This window comes from Lysobacter sp. H23M47 (assembly GCF_015209765.1).
GTDB lineage: Bacteria > Pseudomonadota > Gammaproteobacteria > Xanthomonadales > Xanthomonadaceae > Novilysobacter > Novilysobacter avium.
In genome coordinates, this window is sequence record NZ_CP063658.1 from 818,243 (window position 1) to 836,281 (window position 18,039).

Here is an 18,039-nt window from a genome sequence, read left to right on the forward strand (position 1 = left end):
TGTCAGCCTGTCTGGCTAGATTGCCGGGGAAGTAAACCTCTTTGACTCAAGGAAGATTGAGATGACAGGGAACTGGATAGTCCTTGGCGACGCCACCAGCAGTGGCGGTCGCATGATACCTGCACGCCGTTCACCGACGTAGACGGCAAAGGCGTATGCCGCAAGGGCGACAAAGCCACTTGCCCCCAACACAAGGGCGTGTTCCCGATTACGGGCGGCTACGACCCGACCACCATCATCGATGATCATGAAGTGGCCTTGCATGGCGCCACTCTCGCCTGTGGCTGCAAAGTTCTGTCTACCCAGCAGATGCGTGTGTTCCTGGATGGGGGCGGAGGTGCGGTCGCGGTGGGGTTCCCAGCAGCCGCCCAAGTGGCAACTGCGCTGACGCAAGCTGCCGCTAGTGGGTTGCTGCCGTACGACGAAGCTTTCGTCCTGATATCGGAGTTGACGGGTAAGCCGTTGGTAAATCGGCAATACAGATTGATCCGTATGGACGGCGCAATCGAAGACGGTACGACGGATGACGAAGGGAAGACTCACATAGCGACTTCGGACATGCCCGAAGGCCTGCACGTCGAGATAGGCGAGGAGAAGGTCGATGCCTAGCTTCAAGCACGTTGGTCAATCAACAACTTCCCCCGCTTCAAACTCGCAGCGCATGGTGATTCGAGTGCCCGCCTACGTAGATGACAAGGGCTATGTGCAAAATGCAGGGTTCACATTCAAGCCGATTCCCGCCCTCGAGAAGGGGGCGATCGATGGGCCGAAAGCCATCGTGCTGCATCGCACTGATTCGTACTCTGTCGATAGTGCCCTGCGGTCATTTCAAAGCGGCATAGGCACCCACTTCATCGTTGACAAGGATGGCACCGTCACTCAAACGGCGAGCCTGCTCAGGAGGACTGCCCGCGTGGGGAAAATAAAATCCCGGGCAGCGGAAGGTGGTAGCCCTGCCGGTGAAGCTGCCTTGATCAACGGTTGGGGGTGGGCGCCGACCAAGATCTACAACCATGAAAAGTCCAAGACCTATCCGGATCGTTATCCGATGAATCAAGACAGCGTGGGGATCGAAACGGTCGCCAAACATCGTGGTGAATCGGGATGGGAGGCACCAACTCCGGAGCAGTTGGCGTCCATTGCTACGATCATTCGCGTTTTGAAGGACGCATATGGCCTCGGAGAGAATGATGTTTATGAGCACGACAAGGTTTCGTACAAAACTGGCGGCGAAGGGACGGGTCTATACTCCGGCGACCCGATCGCATCACCCGGAATGCCTCCAGCCCTCGACTCCTCCTTGCCCGGACTGGAGGGCGTTGCGAACCGCTAGCCTGGTCGCCGCGACCAGCTTGTCGCTGCTGTCGTGCAGTTCTGCGCGTCCGCCTGGATTGGCCATCGTTGACGCGGGCCCCCAAGTCATCAGCGTTGCCCCGCCCCGTTACGATGGTCCGCCGGGCGATGCGCTGCAGGACGCCTGTCAGGCTTGGGAGCTGTCGGCGCAACAGGTTGAGCGCTTCTTTCAACTCAGCGAGCCATACTCGTCGAATGCCTACAGCGGGTTCTACCAACTGCCGTGCTCGGTTTCGGGAGAGCTTCAGGCCGAAGGCAAGGCCTGGACATTCGAGATCAACGGCGGTGGCACCGCAACATGGCGCGCGAAGGAGGAGACCCGCTACTGGGGATGCAGTGTCGAGGAATGCGGGCCACTCGTCTTGATGCCCACCGATTCCATGAATCCCGATGGTGTGGCTCAGCTGTGATTGACGGTAAGCCACTGTTTCGCAATGGCCTTTGCAGTGACCGCTGGCCTATACTATCGGGCTAACCCCGCCACTTCCTGCAGGAATTCCATGAGCATCGAACAGCTTGCCGACATCGCCCAGGCAATGGTCGCCCCGGGCAAGGGCATCATCGCGATTGACGAGTCCACCGGGACCATCCAGAAGCGTTTTGACGGCGTCGGTGTCGAGTGCACCGAGGAAAACCGCCGCGCCTACCGCGAGATGCTGCTTACCACCCCGAACCTGAGCCAGCACATCTCCGGCGCGATCCTGTTCGATGAGACCCTGCGCCAGTCCACCAGGGACGGCGTGCCGTTCGCCAAGGTGATGATGGACAACGGCATCATCCCCGGCATCAAGGTCGACAAGGGCACTCACGCCCTGGCCGGCTTCCCGGGCGAGGTGGTCACCGAAGGGCTGGATGGCCTGCGCGCCCGCCTTGAGGAGTATTACAAGCTGGGTGCCCGTTTCGCCAAGTGGCGGGCGGTGATCAACATCAGCGACGACATCCCGTCGGGTACCTGCATCGAAGCCAATTCCCACGCGTTGGCGCGCTACGCCGCGCTGTGCCAGGAGCAGGGCCTGGTGCCGATGGTGGAGCCGGAAGTGATCATGGACGGCAACCACGACATCGACACCTGCTACGACGTCACGGAAGTCACCCTGCGCTCGCTGTTCGGCTCGCTGTACGAGCACAACGTGATGCTGGAAGGCACCATCCTGAAGGCCTCGATGGTCCTGCCGGGCTCGACCTGCAGCGATACGGCGTCCGTCGAGGAAGTGGCTGCCGAGACCCTGCGCTGCCTGAAGTCCACCGTGCCGGCAACCCTGCCGGGCATCGTGTTCCTGTCCGGCGGGCAGTCCGATGAGGACGCCACCGCGCACCTCAACGCGATGAACCTCGCCGGCCCGAACCCGTGGCCGCTGTCGTTCTCCTACGGCCGCGCCATGCAGTCCGCCGCGCTGGCGATCTGGGCCAAGGACATCACCGGCAACATCGGCAAGGCGCAGGAGATGGTGTTCGAGCGCGCCCGCGCCAACGGCCTGGCCGCCCTGGGCGAGTGGAAAGCCTGATCTGACGGTCCAGCACGCGGTGGCCGAGGGTCGCCAACGCTGAGTCGACAACGCCGGCATCTGCCGGCGTTGTTGTATCCATCGCCACGGAGAGCGATCAGCAGGAGGGCGGGCTCACGGCAGGCCGGCCGCCAGCCACTCGTCGTCGGAGCCTTCGTTGATGTCCTCCATCAGGAAGGTGCTCAGGTAGCGCTCGCCGGTGTCGGGCAGCATCGCCAGGATCACCGCGCCTTCCTCGGCCCTGCGCGCGACGTCCAGCGCCGCGGCCACCGTGGCGCCGGCGGAAATGCCGACGAACACGCCTTCTTCCTGCGCCAAACGGCGCGCCGTGTCGCGGCCCAAGACGTCGTCCACCGGCAGGATCTCGTCGGCGATGTGCTGGTTCAGTACCTCGGGCAGGAAGTCGGGCGTCCAGCCCTGGATCTTGTGCGGCTGCCACGGATCACCGGCCATCATCGAGGCGCCGGCCGGCTCGCAGGCCACGATGCGGACCTCCGGGCGGGCGCACTTGAGCACCTCGCCGACACCGGTCAGGGTGCCGCCGGTGCCCCAGCCGCTGACAAACGCGTCCAGCCGTCGACCGGCGAAGTCCTGCAGGATCTCGGCGGCGGTCGTCTGGCGGTGCCAGGCGGGATTGGCGGGGTTGGCGAACTGGCTGGCGAGGAACCAGCCGCGCTCCTTGGCCAGTTCCGCGGCCTTGCGCACCATGCCGGTGCCGCGCTCGGCGGCCGGGGTCAAGATCACCTTGGCGCCGTAGGCCCGCATCAGCTTGCGCCGCTCCACCGAGAAGGTTTCCGTCATCACCGCCACGAACTTGTAACCACGCGCCGCGCAGACCATCGCCAGGGCGACGCCGGTATTGCCCGACGTGGCCTCGACCACCGTATCGCCGGGTTTCAGCACACCGCGCTTCTCGGCATCGAGGATGATCGCCAGTGCCAGCCGATCCTTGACCGAACCGCCAGGGTTGAACGACTCGATCTTCGCGTAGAGCTTGATCCCGGCCGGCGCCAGCCGGTGCAGGCGTACGATCGGCGTGCGGCCGATGGTGTCGAGGATGCTGTCATGGATCATCGGCCTTGCCTCCGCGGTTCTGCGCCCGCGTCCTGTGCGAATAAGCCACCAGCATGCGCCCGATCCCCGGCAATACCCCGTGAACAGCTGAAACACTGTATTGCACACGGCTTTGCCTGTTCGGCTGCTTGGCCGCCGCCGGGTCAACCAATGGCCCACGCGCGCGTTGCCAACCCCCACTAGACTTGCCGGTCGACCTGCACGCGGACGTCCCGCCGTCTGCGTTTACATCACCCGTTTGAACCTCCTCTGAGACAGCATGCGAATTTCCATCGGACCCCACGTGATCTGCGCCCTCTTGTTTGCCTTGGCGCTGACAGCGTGCGAGAAGGAGGCGGGGCAACCTCAACGCGCGTCCGCCGTCCCGGTGACCACTCAGACGGTGCGCATGCAGGAATGGAACGACACCGTGCAGGCGCTGGGGACGGTGAAAGCGCGCGAGTCGGTAACCATCACCGCCAAGGTCAGCGAAACGGTCCGTGACGTGCACTTTGACAGCGGCGACGTGGTCCAGGCCGGCGCGCCGCTCGTCACCCTCAGTGGCAACCAGCAGCAGTCCGCACTCGCCGAGGCGCAAGCCACCGCCTCCGAGGCGGACCAGATGTACCGCCGGATGGCCCAACTGGGCGAGCAGCAACTGGTGGCCCGCGCCACGCTGGAGACCCAGCGCGCCGTGCGCGACGCCGCCGTGGCACGAGTGGACCAGATCCGCGCCCAGCTGTCCGATCGCCAGATCCGGGCACCGTTTGCCGGCGTCCTGGGTCTGCGCCAGGTCAGCCCTGGCGCGCTGGTCACCCCCGGCACTGCGATCGCCACCCTGGACGACACCCAAAGGGTCTACGTCGACTTCCCGGTGCCCGAGCCAGCGCTGGCACACCTGGAGGCCGGGCAGGTCCTGCACGCGACCAGCGCGTCCTGGCCGGGCGAGACCTTCGATGGCGTGGTCCAGTTGGTGGACTCGAGGGTGGATCCGTCCACCCGTGCCGTGGTCGTTCGCGGCGAGTTCCCCAACGACAGCCGCATGCTGCGTCCCGGCATGCTGATGCAGGTGACCCTGGTGCGGCCGCAGCGACAGGCGCTGCTGGTACCTGAAATTGCCATCGTCCAGCTGGGCAACACGTCTTTTGTCTATCGCGTGCGCGACGACAGCACCGTGGAGCGCGTCGACGTGGTGGTGGGAAATCGCCGCAACGGCATGGCCGAAGTCGTCAGCGGCCTGGAGCCGGGCGATGAAGTCGTGGTCGACGGCACCGGCAAGCTGCGCGTCGGTGCGAAGGTGGAGGTGACGGAGACCTCAGAGGTCCAGGCGCCGGCGGCAGACACACCCGTGATTGAGGAAGCGCCTGGTGAGGCGGAAATCGAAGGCTCCGCCATCGGTCCCATCGGTGGTGACCGCAACGGCTCCGCCCCGGTGGTGGACGGCGCATGAGCATTTCCGATCTGGCCATCCGCCGTCCGGTGTTCGCCACCGTGATGAGCCTGCTGTTGATGGTGATCGGAGTGATGACGTTCTCGCGCCTCACCCTGCGCGAGCTGCCGGCGATCGATCCGCCGATCGTCTCGGTCAACGTGAACTACCCCGGCGCCTCGGCGGCGGTGGTGGAGACGCGTATCACCCAGGCGCTGGAAGACGCCCTGTCGGGCATCGAGGGCGTGGAGACGATCCAGTCGCGCAGCGTCAACGGGCGCTCCTCGGTCACCCTGGAGTTCACGCTTGATCGCGACATCGAGGCGGCCGCCAACGACGTGCGCGACGCGATCAGCAGTGTCGCCAGCCGGCTGCCCGACGAGGCCGATGCGCCCCAGGTGCGCAAGGCCGACAGCGATTCGGACACGCTGATCTGGCTCAACATGAGCTCCACCACGATGGACGCGCTGCAGCTGTCGGATTACGCGGAGCGCTACATCGTCGACCGGCTGTCGAGCCTGGACGGCGTCTCCCAGGTCCAGATCGGCGGCCGTCAGCGCTATGCGATGCGGATCTGGCTGGACAGCTCGGCGATGGCCGCGCGCGGCATCACCGCCACCGACATCGAAGCGGCGCTGCGCGCCGAAAACGTCGAGCTGCCGGCGGGCCGGATCGAGTCGGAAACCCGCGATTTCACCCTGCGCGTGGCGCGCCAGTACGAGAAGCCTTCCGACTTCGCCGAGATTCCCATCCGCGAGGGCAGCGATGGCTACGTGGTGCGCATCGGTGATGTTGCCCAGGTCGAACTGGCCTCGGCCGAGCGCCGCGCCTACTACAAGAGCAACGGCCAGCCCAACGTCGGTCTGGGCGTGGTCAAGACCTCGACCGCCAATGCGCTGGACGTGACCCGCGCCGCACGAGCAGAGGCGGTCGAGATCCAGAAAACGTTGCCCGAGGGCACCGACATCTTCGTGGCCTACGACTCCACGGTGTTCATCGACGAGTCGATCCGGCGCGTTTACCACACGCTGCTGGAGGCAATGGCGCTGGTCCTGCTGGTGATCTGGCTGTTCCTGGGCAGCTTCCGTGCCGCGCTGATCCCGGCGGTCACGGTGCCGGTGTGCCTGATTGCGGCCTTCATTCCGCTGTACCTGTTTGGCTATTCCATCAACCTGTTGACCCTGCTGGCGCTGGTGCTCTCGATCGGGCTGGTGGTGGACGATGCCATCGTGGTGCTGGAGAACATCCAGCGCCGCGCCGACCTCGGTGAGCCGCCGCTGGTCGCTGCGGTGCGCGGGACCAAGCAGGTCGCCTTCGCGGTGATCGCAACCACGACCGTGCTGGTCGCGGTGTTCCTGCCAGTGGGCTTCATGGAAGGCAATACCGGGCGCCTGTTCCGCGAGCTTTCGGTGGCGCTGGCCGGCGCGGTGGCGCTGTCGGCGTTCGTCGCCCTGACGCTGACCCCGATGATGTCGTCCAAGCTCGTGCGTGCGCGCACCGACGAGCGTTCCAATCCGATCCACCGCTGGAGCAACCGTCAGCTGACCCGCCTCAGCGGCGCCTATCAGGACTGGCTGGGCCGGCATGTCGGCAAGCGCTGGCTGGTGGGAGGCCTGATGCTCGGCGCGCTGGCGCTGAGCTACGGCCTGATCAAGCTGGTGCCGTCCGAGCTGGCCCCGGCCGAGGACCGTGGCTCGTTCTTCGTCTCCATCGTCGGCCCGGAAGGTGCGGGCTTTGACTACACCGTCGGCCAACTGGCCCAGGTCGAGGCGGTGGTCGCCGCCCACACCGGCGAGGACAAGGCGATCCGGCGCTACAACAGCCGCGCTCCCGGCGGCTGGGGCGCGACCGAGGAGATGCATACGGCCAACGTGATCGTGTTCCTGCAGGAATGGGACCAGCGCGACATGAGCACGGCCGAGGTCGCCGATTCGCTGCGCGCCGATCTGGGCAAGCTGACCGGCGTGCAGGCACAGCCGCGCGTGGGCGGCGGCCTGGTCGGCAGCCGTGGCCAGCCCATCCAGCTCGTCCTGGGCGGCCCGGAATATGCGGAAATCGCGCAGTGGCGCGACATGATGATGGAGAAGATGGAGGCCAATCCGGGCCTGTTCTCGGTGGATTCGGACTACAAGGAAACCCGCCCGCAGATGCGCGTGGAGATCGACCGCAAACGTGCGTCCGACCTGGGCGTCAGCGTGTCGGACATCGGCCATGCGCTTGAAACGATGATGGGCAGCCGCCGGGTGACCACCTTCGTCCAGGACGGCGAAGAGTACGACGTGCTGGTCCAGGCGGGTCGCGATGGGCGGGCCTCTCCTGCCGACCTGTCGGCGATCGAGGTGCGCGGCAAAGACGGCGTGCTGGTGCCGCTGTCCAACCTGGTGACCCTGTCGGAGCTGGCCGAGGCAGGCAGCCTCAACCGCTTCGACCGCATGCGTGCGATCACGATCACCGCCGGGCTGGCGCCGGGCTACACGATGGGCGAGGCGCTGGAGTTCCTCAACCAGACCGTCGCCACCACGCTGCCGGACTATGCGCAGGTCGCGTGGAAGGGCGAATCGCGGGAGTACCAGAAGGCCGGCGGCGCAGTGCTGCTGACCTTCGCGCTGGCGCTGCTGGTGGTGTTCCTGGTGCTGGCCGCGCAGTTCGAGAGCTTCATCCATCCCTTCGTGATCATGCTCACCGTGCCCCTGGCGGTGCTGGGCGCGCTGGTCGGTTTGGCGGTGACGGGTGGCACGCTCAACCTGTTCAGCCAGATCGGCATCGTCATGCTGGTCGGGCTGGCCGCGAAGAACGGCATCCTGATCGTCGAATTCGCCAACCAGTTGCGCGACTCGGGGCGGACGATCACCGAGGCGATCATCGAGTCGGCGGGCGTGCGACTGCGACCGATCCTGATGACATCCATCGCCACCGCGGTGGGCGCGTTGCCGCTGGTGCTCGCCGGCGGTCCCGGCTCGGCCAGCCGGGCGACCATCGGCGTGGTGATCATGTTTGGCGTGTCGCTGTCCACGCTGCTGTCGCTGTTCGTGGTGCCGGCGTTCTATGTCGTGCTCGCGCCGTTCACCCGCTCGCCGCATGCGGTATCGCAGGAACTGGACGCCCTGGCGGCGAAGACGCCGGAAGTCGGCGGACACGCCTGACGTCCGCAACCCCGGTCGATGTGACCGGGGTTTTTCGTGACGCCCGAATACGGTTAAGGTTCCACACTTGTCGCCGGCCACAGGCGGCGCGTCCAAGGCTCTGGGGAGACCGCACGTGGAAGACCTGATCAACCAGCTCAACGACATCCTGTGGAGCAAGGCGCTGATCGCCCTGTGCCTGGGCGCCGGCCTGTACTTCTCCATCCGCACCCGCTTCATGCAGGTGCGCAGTGTCCCGGAAATGATCCGGTTGCTGCTCAAGAACAAGAGCTCCGAAGCGGGCGTGTCGTCCTTCCAGGCCCTGGCCATGTCGCTGTCGGGAAGGGTCGGCATCGGCAACATCGCCGGCGTCGCCACCGCCATCGCCTTCGGTGGCCCGGGAGCGGTGTTCTGGATGTGGGTGATGGCCTTTCTGGGCGCCTCCACCGCCTATGTGGAGTCCGCCCTTGCGCAGATCTACAAGGAGAAGGATCCCAGCGGAAAGTACCGCGGCGGACCTGCGTACTTCATCGAGAAGGGCACCGGGCAGAAATGGTACGCGTGGATGTTCGCCGTGGTCACCATCGTGGCCACCGGCTTCCTGCTGCCCGGCGTCCAGGCCAACGAAATCGCCAAGAGCATTACCACCGCGTGGGGCGTAACCCCGGAAGTCACCGCCGCGTTCCTGGTCGTCGGACTGGGGTTCATCATCTTCGGTGGCGTGAAGCGCATCGCGCGCTTTGCCGAGATCGTCGTGCCGTTCATGGCACTGGCCTACATGCTGGTCGCACTGGTGATCCTGGCGCTGAACCTTGAGCAGGTACCGGCCATGTTCACCCTGATCATCAAGAGCGCGTTCGGCATGGAAGCCGGCCTGGGCGCCGTGCTCGGGCTCGCGATCGAATGGGGCGTGAAGCGGGGTATCTATTCCAATGAGGCCGGGCAGGGCACGAGTCCGCACGCGGCCGCGGCTGCCGAGGCCAACCATCCAGCGCAGCAGGGTTACGTGCAGGCGTTCTCGGTGTACGTCGACACCTTGCTGGTGTGTTCGGCCACGGCGTTCATGATCCTCTCCACCGGCATGTACAACGTTATCGGCAAGGGCGGGGAGATGTTCAAGGAGGCGCTGCCGGGCGTGGAGCCTGGCGCCGGATTCGCCCAGGCTGCGGTGGAGTCGATGCTTCCAGGCTACGGGGCAGGCTTCGTGGCGTTGGCGCTACTGTTCTTCGCCTTCACAACGATCATTGCCTACTACTACATGGCCGAGACCAATATTGCCTTCATCAACCGGAAAATCCACCGCCCCTGGCTGATCTTCGCCCTGCGCATCGCGATCCTTCTGGCGGTGATATTCGGTTGCGTACGCACCTCCAGCATGAGCTGGACGCTGGGTGACATCGGCGTTGGACTGATGGCCTGGCTGAACATCCTGGCGATCCTGTGGCTGCAGAAGCCGGCCTTGGCATCGCTGCGCGACTACGAGGCGCAGCACAAGGCGGGCGTCACCGACTACACCTTCGATCCGGTGGCGTTGGGGATCCGGCACGCCGAGTTCTGGGAGCGCCGGGCCAACGGCCTGGAGGATCTGCAGGCTGAAGCGCCCAACACCGCAGCCCAGCTCAACGACGGGAACCCAAGGTGACGGTGAATCCGTGGGGCGGGCGGGACCGCGGTAGCGGCCCGGGCAAGCCGCGTGGAGACGAGCCGCGACGTGATGGGGCGGGTCCGCACGATCGCGCGCCGAAAGCCCCGAATCCGTACGACCGGTCCGCGCGGGTCCAGCAGTCGACGCCGCCCACGCCGCCTGTGTCAGATGCGCAGGCGCCCGCCGGTGGCTGGCATGCCTCCAATCGGCCGGTCCGCGAGTTGCGCCTGCACGGTTTGAACGCGGTCCGGGCGGTTTTTGAGCGCCGCCCCGAAGCGATCCGCAAGGTGTATCTGACGCAGGCCAGGATTGCCTCGCTGCAGCCCCTTTTAAAATGGTGTGCGGCCAACCGCATCGGCTATCGCGTGGTGGAAGACGAGGACCTCAAGAAGCTCGCCGCCAGCTCGCATCACGAAGGCGTCGTCGCCGACGTGCTGCGCGCGGAGCCAGTGCCGCTTGTGGAGTGGCTGGGCCGGCTCGGCGAAGGCCCCCAGGGTGCGGTGTGGCTCGACGGGGTCGGTAATCCGCACAACTTTGGCGCGATCCTGCGCTCGGCGGCGCATTTCGGCATCGCCGCGGTGCTGCTGCCCGAGCATTCACCCCTGGCCCTGTCCGGGGCAGCCGCGCGGGTCGCCGAAGGCGGCGCCGAGGCGGTGACGCTGGTACGCCTGCCGGAAGTCGCCGAGGCGAGCTCCGCGTTACGCGAGGCCGGTTTCGGGCTGGCGGCCACCCTGGTCTCCGGTGGAAGCAACCTGTTTGCCACGCCACTTCCGCAACGGCTTGTCTACGTGCTCGGTGCTGAGGGCGAGGGCATGAACCGGACGCTTGCCGATTCGTGCGACCTGCGCCTGTCGATTCCCGGCAGTGGCGCGGTGGAAAGCCTGAACGTTGCCGCGGCGACCGCAGTGCTGTTGGCTACCTGGCGCCAACAGCACTGAAGTGAAGCGGTCCGTGCGAGCGAGCTAGTCGGCAGCGTCCGCCGCTTTCGCTTTGCTGCCAAAGTCGCCCTCGGCCGAGGCCGCCAGGTACGCGAACACCGCATAGGCGGCGACATTCTGCGCCAGTGCCTCGGGGTCGATCTTGTCGAAGGTGTCGTTGGGCGTGTGGTGGTAGTCGAAGTAGTCGGTGCCGTCCTGCATCAGGTTGCCCCAGGCGACGCCATCGCGCGCAAACGGGCTGACGTCCGGTCCCGGGCCGCCCTCACCGGGCATGTATTCGATGCCCAGCGGCGCAAGCGCCCTGGCGATCTGTTCGGCAGCCGCCTTGGCGTGCGCCGGAGCGGAGGTATCGAATCCGTAGATGCGGCCGGCCCCGAAATCACTCTCCGCCGCGATCAGGTGATTGCTGATCTGGTCAGCGTGCGCCTTTGCGTAGGCGTAGCCACCGTGCAGTCCCTGCTCCTCGTTGGCGAAGGCGATCACCCGGATGCTCCGGGCCGGACGCTGCTTCAGGTCGCCGATCAGCTTGCCCGCGGCCATGGTGATGCCAACGCCGGACGCATCGTCGATCGCGCCGGTGCCGGCGTCCCAGGAATCCAGATGGCCGCCGATCAGCACCACTTCATCGGGCAGGCTGCTGCCGGTCATCTCGCCGATCACGTTGTGTGAGGTGGCCTCGCCGTTCCAGCCGCAGTCCAGCGACAGGTTGACGCTTACGGGGCGTCCGAGTGCCAGCAAGCGGCTGAGCTGGTCGGCGTCGGGCAGCGACAGTGCGGCGGACGGAATCGGCGTCAGGCCCTCGTCGAACCGGGTGATGCCGGTGTGCGGCATGCGCTGGGAATCCGTGCCTGCCGAGCGCATCAGATAGGCCGATGCGCCGGCGCGGATTGCGGCGGAGGGACCGCGGCTGCGCACGCGCGAGCCGATACCGTAACCGCTGCCATCCCGGCTGCGCTCCATTTTCTGGTCGATGAAGGCGATCTTGCCGGCGAGAGAGCCTGGCTTGACGGCTTCCAGCGCTGCCAGGTCGTCAAAGCGCACCACCTGCGCTTCGACGGTGCCGCCTGGGCTGCCGCCAAGGGCGGTGAGCACCAGCGGCTGCGCATTGGCGCCGACCACGCGAGCGCTTTCGCTGCGTCGTTCCCATTTCGGGAAAGTGACCGGCTCGGTCCAGACCTTGTCGTAGCCCAGCTCGGCGAACTTTGCCTTCGCCCAGGCCACCGCGCGCGCGTCCGCCTCACTGCCGGCCAGCCGGGGGCCTACCTCGGTCGTCAGGGACTCCGTGATCCGGTAGCCCAGGTCGCTGTCCAGAGCCGTCTGCCGCAACGAAGGCGCAGCGCTGATCGCGGCGTCGGGGATGACGGTCTGCGGGGCATCCTGGGCGACGGCCACGCCGGTCAGCGAGCCGATGGCGAGGGTGAGCAGCAACGGCATGATTCGCATGCGGACAGTCCGGAAAACAAGGAAGCCACGAGCTTAGCAGCGCGTGGCCTCATTGCTTTGTGCCGCAAGTCACGCGCCGGTCGGGGCCAGCGCGCCGATGCCTCAGCGCTTCAGGGAGTCGCGGATCTCGCGCAGCAGGACCACTTCCTCGGTCGGCTCAGCAGCCGCCTCTTCCTCGGGCGGGGCGGCGTTGCGCATCCTGTTGTAGGTCCGCAGCATCAGGAAGATCACCAGCGCGATCAGCAGGAAATCGATGATCGTCTGGATGAATGCGCCGTAGGTAATGACCGGAGCGGCTGCTTCCTGGGCCAAGGCCAGGTTGGCGTATTCGTTGCCGTCCAGTGATACGAACAACTGGGAGAAATCCACGCCGCCCATGGCCATGCCGACCACCGGCATGATGATGCCATCGACCAGCGCGGTGACGATCTTGCCGAACGCCGCACCGATGACGACCGCGATCGCCAGATCAACAACGTTGCCACGAGCGATGAATTCCTTGAATTCGCTGGCCATGCCCATCAGCTTTTTCCTCAACCAGAAGCGGGATGGGTCGACTATAGACCCGAATCGCCGTCGGTCACTACACCACTGAGCTCAACGAGGCCGTCCAGGCGCGCAACGAACCGGTCGCCGGGCTGGAGCGCGCCGACACCCGCCGGGGTGCCCATGTAAACCAGGTCGCCCGCGCGCAGCGCGAACAGGCGCGACAGCTCGTGCAGGATCTCCGGCACGTTCCAGATCAGGTCCGACAGGGAGCCGTGCTGGCGTACGGAGTCATTCACCTTCAGGGTCAGCGTTTTTGCGTCCAGGGAGCCGACCTCCGCGGCCGGCACCAGGTAACTGACGGGTGCGGAGTGGTCGAATGCCTTGCCGGTGTCCCAGGGCAGGCCTTTTGACTTCGCCGCCGCCTGCAGGTCGCGCCGGGTCAGGTCCAGCCCCACGCCGTAGCCGAACACCAGCGCCTGAGCGTCGGCGACATCCAGGATGCCTGCGGGCGCATCCCGGCCGATCGCGACCACCAGTTCCAGCTCGTGATGCAACTCGGAAGTGCCACGCGGGTAGGGGACGACGCCATCGGTGACCAGGGCATCGGCGGGTTTGCAGAACAGGACCGGACGCCCGCGATCTGCCTTCGATGCCGGCGCGTCGGCGCCCATTTCCCGGGCGTGGTCGGCAAAGTTGCGACCCACGCAATAGATGCGGCGGACGGGGAAGTAGTTTTCGCCGTCCGCGCCCACGCGGACACGCACGGGTGCCTGTGGCGGAATGACGTCAACCATGGTCAGCGGGGTAGAGAGGTTTTGTCGACGACGCGGAACTCGCCTTCCATCACGTTCGGGTCGGCGCGACGTCCGGCGCTGAGGACCGTCGGTCCACGCTCGCGGAACAGGCGGACGAGCGTCCCGACGGCGAGCAGGGTGACCCCGACCACGGCGCCAAGGACCACCAGCGCCACCAGCACACCGAGCCCCAGCGCCCTCATCAGGAAGCGCAGCAGCCCGTTTCGGGGCGTGCGCGGCTCGAACGCGGCACGCATGCGCGACTGGAAGAACTGCTGGTTGAAGCGGAAGCTTTGACTGGTCATCTGGGGGATCGTGGCACAATGCGGCCGTTGGAGGGACAACCGATTATCCCGCGTGGAGTCGGCGGGTTTGTCACGGCTTCGTTAATCATGGTGTTGTCCGCCGGGTTTCGTACATACAGGGCCAGACTATGACCACCGCTGCACTGATCCACCTCGACCGGATCCCCGATGGCGGGTTCGCTGACGCCGCCGCGGACCTGCACGGCGACATGGAGCCGCTGGTGCTGTACCGCGACGGCAATGACGTGCGCGCCTGGGTCAATGTCTGTCCGCACGCCGGTCGCCAGTTGAATTGGGCGCCCGGGGAATTCCTCAAGAGCAAGGACGGCATGCTGGTCTGCGCTGCCCATGGCGCGAGCTTCGAGCTGCAGGACGGTGAGTGCGTTGCCGGCCCGTGCCGCGGCGAGTCCCTGCGCAGCGTCGATGTCGAAGTGCGCGACGGATCGGTCTGGCTCAGAACAGCAGGTTGACCATCAGCACCGCGACCAGGGTGTAGATCAGGGACAGCGGACCGCCTACCCGCCACAGCTCCTTGCTGGTGTAGCCCGCCGGACCGGTGACCATCGAGATCACCGGGTTGGACGCGGTCATGAAGTTGTTGGACGCAGAAAGCGCGATGATCAGCGCGAACGCCGTCGGGTTGCCGCCCGCGGCCAGTGCCAGGTTGATGCCCAGCGGCACCATCACGATCGCCGCGCCCACATGGCCGATGACCAGCGAGAACGCGGTCGTCAAAACGCCGAGCAGCAATTGCATCACCCAGGTCGGGGTGCCGTCGGGCAGCCGCTCGATGCTGTGCCCGGCGACCCAGGCGGCCGCACCGCTGGAATCCATCGCCCAGCCCAGAGGAATCAGGCAGGCCATCAGGAACACGGTTTTCCAGCTGATCGCCGCATAGGCCTCGTCGATGTGGATCACCCCGGCCAGCAGCATCCCGGCCACGCCGGTCATCAGCGCGACCGAGACCGGCAGCTTTGAGGACAGCGCCAGCAACATCGCCACGGCAAAGATGCCGAGCGCGATCTTGAGCTTGTGCGGACGCTGTTCGCCCTTGGGGTAGTCGGTCACGACCACGACATCCTTGCCCTTGGCAGCGTCGGCCAGGTTCGTCCAGATGCTGTGCAGCACCAGCATGTCGCCGGCGCGCAGCGGCAGGTTGCGGACGTCGTCGCGCAGCACCTTCTTGTCGCGGTTCACCGCCAGCAGGCTCAGGCCGAGCGACTTGCGCAGATGCAGGTCGCGCGCGGTCTTGCCGATGAACCTGGAAGTCGGCGGCACCACTGCCTCGGAGATGCCGGCCCGGCTGGGGTTGAACAGGTCGCCGAACACGCGCAGACGCGAGCTCATCCGCAGCATCTGGTTCTGGGCAAAGTCGGCAACCTGCTGCTTCGGGCCCATCGCGCCCAGCACGCTGCCTACCCATATGCGTGCATCCGCCGAAGGCGACACCCGGGCATCGTCGCGGGTCTTGATGGCCAGGATAAGCGGTGCATCGTGCAGGCTCTCCGCCTCGCCCAGCGGCATGCCCACCAGCGGGCTGTCCGCGCTGACGGTGAGCTCGTAGACATCGCCCTCGATGCCATAGGTGTTGGCAAAATAACTCTGCGTACGGGCCGGAGTCGCGCCCTTGCCGCCGCCTTCGTGCAGCCGATTGTTGCCATAGAAGCGGAAGTACAGCAGGCACACCGCGAGCATGGCCACGCCGATCGGAAACACTGCAAACATCTGCAGCGGCACCAGCGTCGCCGCGCCGGAGGGCAGGTTGCTGTTGGCGGCCAGCAGCAGGTCGTTGAGCAGGATCAGCGGCGAGGTGCCGACCATCGTCAGCGATCCGCCCATCACGATGGCGGTTGCCAGTGGCAGCAGCAGGCGCGGGAGGGTGAGCCCCGTGCGTGAGGAAAGCCGCGAGGCAACCGGCAGGTAGAGCGCCATGACGGCCGGGTTCTGCATCACCGAGGAGTTGATGCCGGCAACGGCTCCGGTCAGCATCACCAGCCGCTCCTCCATGCCATGCGCGCGGCGCAGCAGCCAGGACGCCAGGCGGTTGAGCGCGCCGGTACGGTCCAGCCCGGCGCCAAGGATCATCGTGGCGATGATGCTCATCACCGCGTTGGAGGAGAAACCGTTGAAGATCTCCTCCGGCGCCACCAGCCCGGACAGGCCCAGCAGCACCAGCACCACGAGGGCGACCACGTCGGCGCGGATGCGCTCGAAGACGAACATCACCATCGTGAACACCACCAGCGCGAGCACCAGTTTCATGTCGGTGGTGAGTGTCAGCGCGCTGTCGATGCCCTGGTCGAACACGTTGGTGGTTGCCCTGTCGGGTCAGCGATCCATCAGCAGCGATCGTAAATGAGGTCCCAGACACCGTGGCCGAGTTTCTGGCCGCGGGTCTCGAAGTGCGTTTGTGGGCGCCACGGCGGCCGCTCTACCGAACCGCGCTTGCCGGCGCGGTTGACGATGCCGGCAGTGGCGTCGAGCACGTCCCACATCTGCTGGGCATAGTCGTGCCAATCCGTGGCGAGGTGCAAGCGTCCCCCGGGCGCGAGCTTGCGAACCAGCAGCTCGGCGAAGGGTGCCTGGACCAGGCGCCGCTTGTTGTGGCGCTTCTTGTGCCACGGATCCGGGAAGTAGATGCGTACCTCGTCCAGGCTGCCGTCGGCAACCTCGTGGGTCAGCACCTCCACCGCATCGTGGTGGTAGACGCGCACGTTGCTTGCATCCGCGGCGGCGAGCGCGTTCAACAGCCGGCCAACGCCCGGGGCATGAACCTCGATGCCGATCAGGTCGCGTGCGGGGTCGTGCTCGGCGGCGAAGCGCAGCGCCTCGCCGTTGCCGAAGCCGATCTCGAGCACGCGCGGCGCATTGCGTCCGAAGATCGCGTCGAAGTCGCGCGGCTGGCCGGTGTAGTCGATGCCGAAGCGTGACCATTGCTCATCAAACGCGCGCTGCTGGGCCGGGGTGAACCGCCCCTGGCGCAAAACGAAGCTGCGGATCTGGCGGTGCCCTTCGCTGACGGTAAAGGGCTTGGCGGCAACCGATCTGGGGCTCGGAACGTGGGCGTCGGCTTGCGGCTTCTCGGGGTCCGCCATCAGTCGATGAGGCCGTCCACCGGGCTGGAGGCGCTGGCGAAGCGCTTGCGCGGAATGCGGCCGGCCTTGTACGCCGCGCGGCCGGCCTGGATCGCCAGTTTCATCGCGTGCGCCATCAACACCGGCTCGCGGGCGCCAGCGATTGCGGTGTTCATCAGCACGCCGTCGCAGCCCAGCTCCATCGCGATGGCCGCATCCGAGGCCGTTCCGACGCCGGCGTCGACGATGATGGGCACCTTCGCGTTCTCGATGATTTCCACCAGGTTCCACTTGTTCTGGATGCCCAGCCCGGAGCCGATCGGTGCCGCCAGCGGCATCACCGCGATGCAGCCGATTTCCTCCAGGCGCTTGGCCAGGATCGGGTCGTCGGAGGTATAGACCATGACGTCGAAACCGTCCTTCACCAGCGTCTCCGCTGCCGCCAACGTGTGCACCACGTCGGGATACAGCGTGCGCTGGTCGCCCAGCACTTCCAGCTTCACCAGATTGCGCCCGTCCAGCAGTTCGCGGGCCAGGCGCAGGGTGCGCACGGCGTCCTCGGCGTTGTAGCAGCCGGCGGTGTTGGGAAGGATGGTGAATCGGTCGGGCGAGAGCACGTCGAGCAGGTTGGGCTCGCCGGGGTTCTGGCCGATATTGGTGCGGCGGATTGCAACGGTGACGATCTGCGAGCCGGCGGCTTCGGTCGCGCGGCGGGTCTCGTTCAGGTCGACGAACTTGCCGGTGCCGGTCAGCAGGCGCGATGAATAGGAGACGCCGGCGATCACCAGCGGATCGGCGGCTTGAAGGTCGTTGACGTTGGGTGCGTTCATCCGGGGATTATCGCACCGCTCGCGCGCTGTGACCCGAGCATCCGGTCATGCGCTGTGGC

General features: G+C 66.2%; 17 protein-coding genes. 9 read left to right on the plus strand and 8 right to left on the minus strand.

Translation table 11 applies throughout. The features are described 5' to 3' along the window. The first annotated feature begins 72 nt into the window (after positions 1-72). The 4 genes from INQ43_RS03650 (at position 73) to INQ43_RS03665 (ending at position 2,858) form a co-directional block, all read left to right on the plus strand. Positions 73-609 carry a PAAR domain-containing protein gene (locus tag INQ43_RS03650; protein WP_194037551.1) on the plus strand — a complete coding sequence of 179 codons (537 nt, stop codon included), beginning with the start codon at positions 73-75 and terminating at the stop codon, positions 607-609. Next, complete coding sequence (locus INQ43_RS03655; protein WP_194037135.1) at positions 602-1,333, plus strand: peptidoglycan recognition family protein; 732 nt, start codon at positions 602-604, stop codon at positions 1,331-1,333. Before INQ43_RS03650 ends, INQ43_RS03655 begins: the two co-directional genes overlap by 8 nt. Positions 1,334-1,352: 19 nt before the next feature. Then, the gene (locus INQ43_RS03660) at positions 1,353-1,763 is read left to right on the plus strand and encodes a hypothetical protein (RefSeq protein ID WP_228062608.1); all 411 of its coding nucleotides are present in this window, start codon (positions 1,353-1,355) and stop codon (positions 1,761-1,763) included. Between the two features lie 90 nt (positions 1,764-1,853). After that, entirely contained in the window at positions 1,854-2,858 is a 1,005-nt protein-coding gene (locus INQ43_RS03665; RefSeq protein ID WP_194035147.1) for a class I fructose-bisphosphate aldolase, read from the plus strand. 114 nt (positions 2,859-2,972) lie between these two features. Here INQ43_RS03665 and cysK read toward each other — a convergent pair whose 3' ends face one another. Next, on the minus strand, positions 2,973-3,932 hold the full coding sequence (cysK, locus tag INQ43_RS03670; RefSeq protein ID WP_194037137.1) for a cysteine synthase A: 960 nt from the start codon (positions 3,930-3,932) through the stop codon (positions 2,973-2,975). Positions 3,933-4,191: 259 nt separating this feature from the next. Between cysK and INQ43_RS03675 the strand changes: the two genes are divergently transcribed. From INQ43_RS03675 to INQ43_RS03690, 4 genes are all read left to right on the plus strand, one after another. Then, complete coding sequence (locus INQ43_RS03675) at positions 4,192-5,361, plus strand: efflux RND transporter periplasmic adaptor subunit (protein WP_194037138.1); 1,170 nt, start codon at positions 4,192-4,194, stop codon at positions 5,359-5,361. After that, positions 5,358-8,483 carry an efflux RND transporter permease subunit gene (locus tag INQ43_RS03680; RefSeq protein WP_194037139.1) on the plus strand — a complete coding sequence of 1,042 codons (3,126 nt, stop codon included), beginning with the start codon at positions 5,358-5,360 and terminating at the stop codon, positions 8,481-8,483. The genes INQ43_RS03675 and INQ43_RS03680 overlap by 4 nt, the downstream gene beginning before the upstream one ends. Before the next feature lie 115 nt (positions 8,484-8,598). Beyond that, the gene (locus INQ43_RS03685) at positions 8,599-10,104 is read left to right on the plus strand and encodes an alanine/glycine:cation symporter family protein (RefSeq protein WP_194035151.1); all 1,506 of its coding nucleotides are present in this window, start codon (positions 8,599-8,601) and stop codon (positions 10,102-10,104) included. A 164-nt stretch (positions 10,105-10,268) separates the two neighbouring features. Then, positions 10,269-11,045 (plus strand): TrmH family RNA methyltransferase, encoded by a 777-nt coding sequence (locus INQ43_RS03690; RefSeq protein ID WP_228062660.1) that lies wholly within the window; start codon positions 10,269-10,271, stop codon positions 11,043-11,045. Between the two features lie 24 nt (positions 11,046-11,069). Here INQ43_RS03690 and INQ43_RS03695 read toward each other — a convergent pair whose 3' ends face one another. From INQ43_RS03695 to INQ43_RS03710, 4 genes are all read right to left on the minus strand, one after another. Next, entirely contained in the window at positions 11,070-12,488 is a 1,419-nt protein-coding gene (locus INQ43_RS03695) for a M28 family peptidase (RefSeq protein WP_194035152.1), read from the minus strand. A gap of 102 nt (positions 12,489-12,590) precedes the next feature. After that, complete coding sequence (mscL, locus tag INQ43_RS03700) at positions 12,591-13,010, minus strand: large conductance mechanosensitive channel protein MscL (RefSeq protein WP_228062610.1); 420 nt, start codon at positions 13,008-13,010, stop codon at positions 12,591-12,593. A gap of 35 nt (positions 13,011-13,045) precedes the next feature. After that, positions 13,046-13,771 (minus strand): fumarylacetoacetate hydrolase family protein, encoded by a 726-nt coding sequence (locus tag INQ43_RS03705; protein WP_194035153.1) that lies wholly within the window; start codon positions 13,769-13,771, stop codon positions 13,046-13,048. A 2-nt stretch (positions 13,772-13,773) separates the two neighbouring features. Continuing rightward, positions 13,774-14,076 carry a hypothetical protein gene (locus INQ43_RS03710; RefSeq protein WP_194035154.1) on the minus strand — a complete coding sequence of 101 codons (303 nt, stop codon included), beginning with the start codon at positions 14,074-14,076 and terminating at the stop codon, positions 13,774-13,776. 128 nt (positions 14,077-14,204) lie between these two features. On the opposite strand from INQ43_RS03710, the gene INQ43_RS03715 reads away from it, so the two are divergent. Beyond that, a complete protein-coding gene (locus INQ43_RS03715; protein ID WP_194035155.1) occupies positions 14,205-14,546 on the plus strand; it encodes a Rieske (2Fe-2S) protein in 342 nt (113 codons plus the stop codon). On the opposite strand, the gene INQ43_RS03720 is transcribed toward INQ43_RS03715, so the two are convergent. From INQ43_RS03720 to INQ43_RS03730, 3 genes are read right to left on the minus strand one after another with little or no spacing between them, the layout of a single operon-like run. Then, positions 14,530-16,368, minus strand: a complete 1,839-nt coding sequence (locus INQ43_RS03720; RefSeq protein ID WP_194037553.1) for an SLC13 family permease — start codon at positions 16,366-16,368, stop codon at positions 14,530-14,532. The two genes, INQ43_RS03715 and INQ43_RS03720, sit on opposite strands and share 17 nt — an antisense overlap. Before the next feature lie 47 nt (positions 16,369-16,415). Next, positions 16,416-17,171, minus strand: a complete 756-nt coding sequence (gene trmB / locus INQ43_RS03725; RefSeq protein ID WP_194035156.1) for a tRNA (guanosine(46)-N7)-methyltransferase TrmB — start codon at positions 17,169-17,171, stop codon at positions 16,416-16,418. Continuing rightward, positions 17,171-17,980, minus strand: a complete 810-nt coding sequence (locus tag INQ43_RS03730; RefSeq protein WP_194037140.1) for a thiazole synthase — start codon at positions 17,978-17,980, stop codon at positions 17,171-17,173. The genes trmB and INQ43_RS03730 overlap by 1 nt, the downstream gene beginning before the upstream one ends. Positions 17,981-18,039 lie beyond the last annotated feature (59 nt).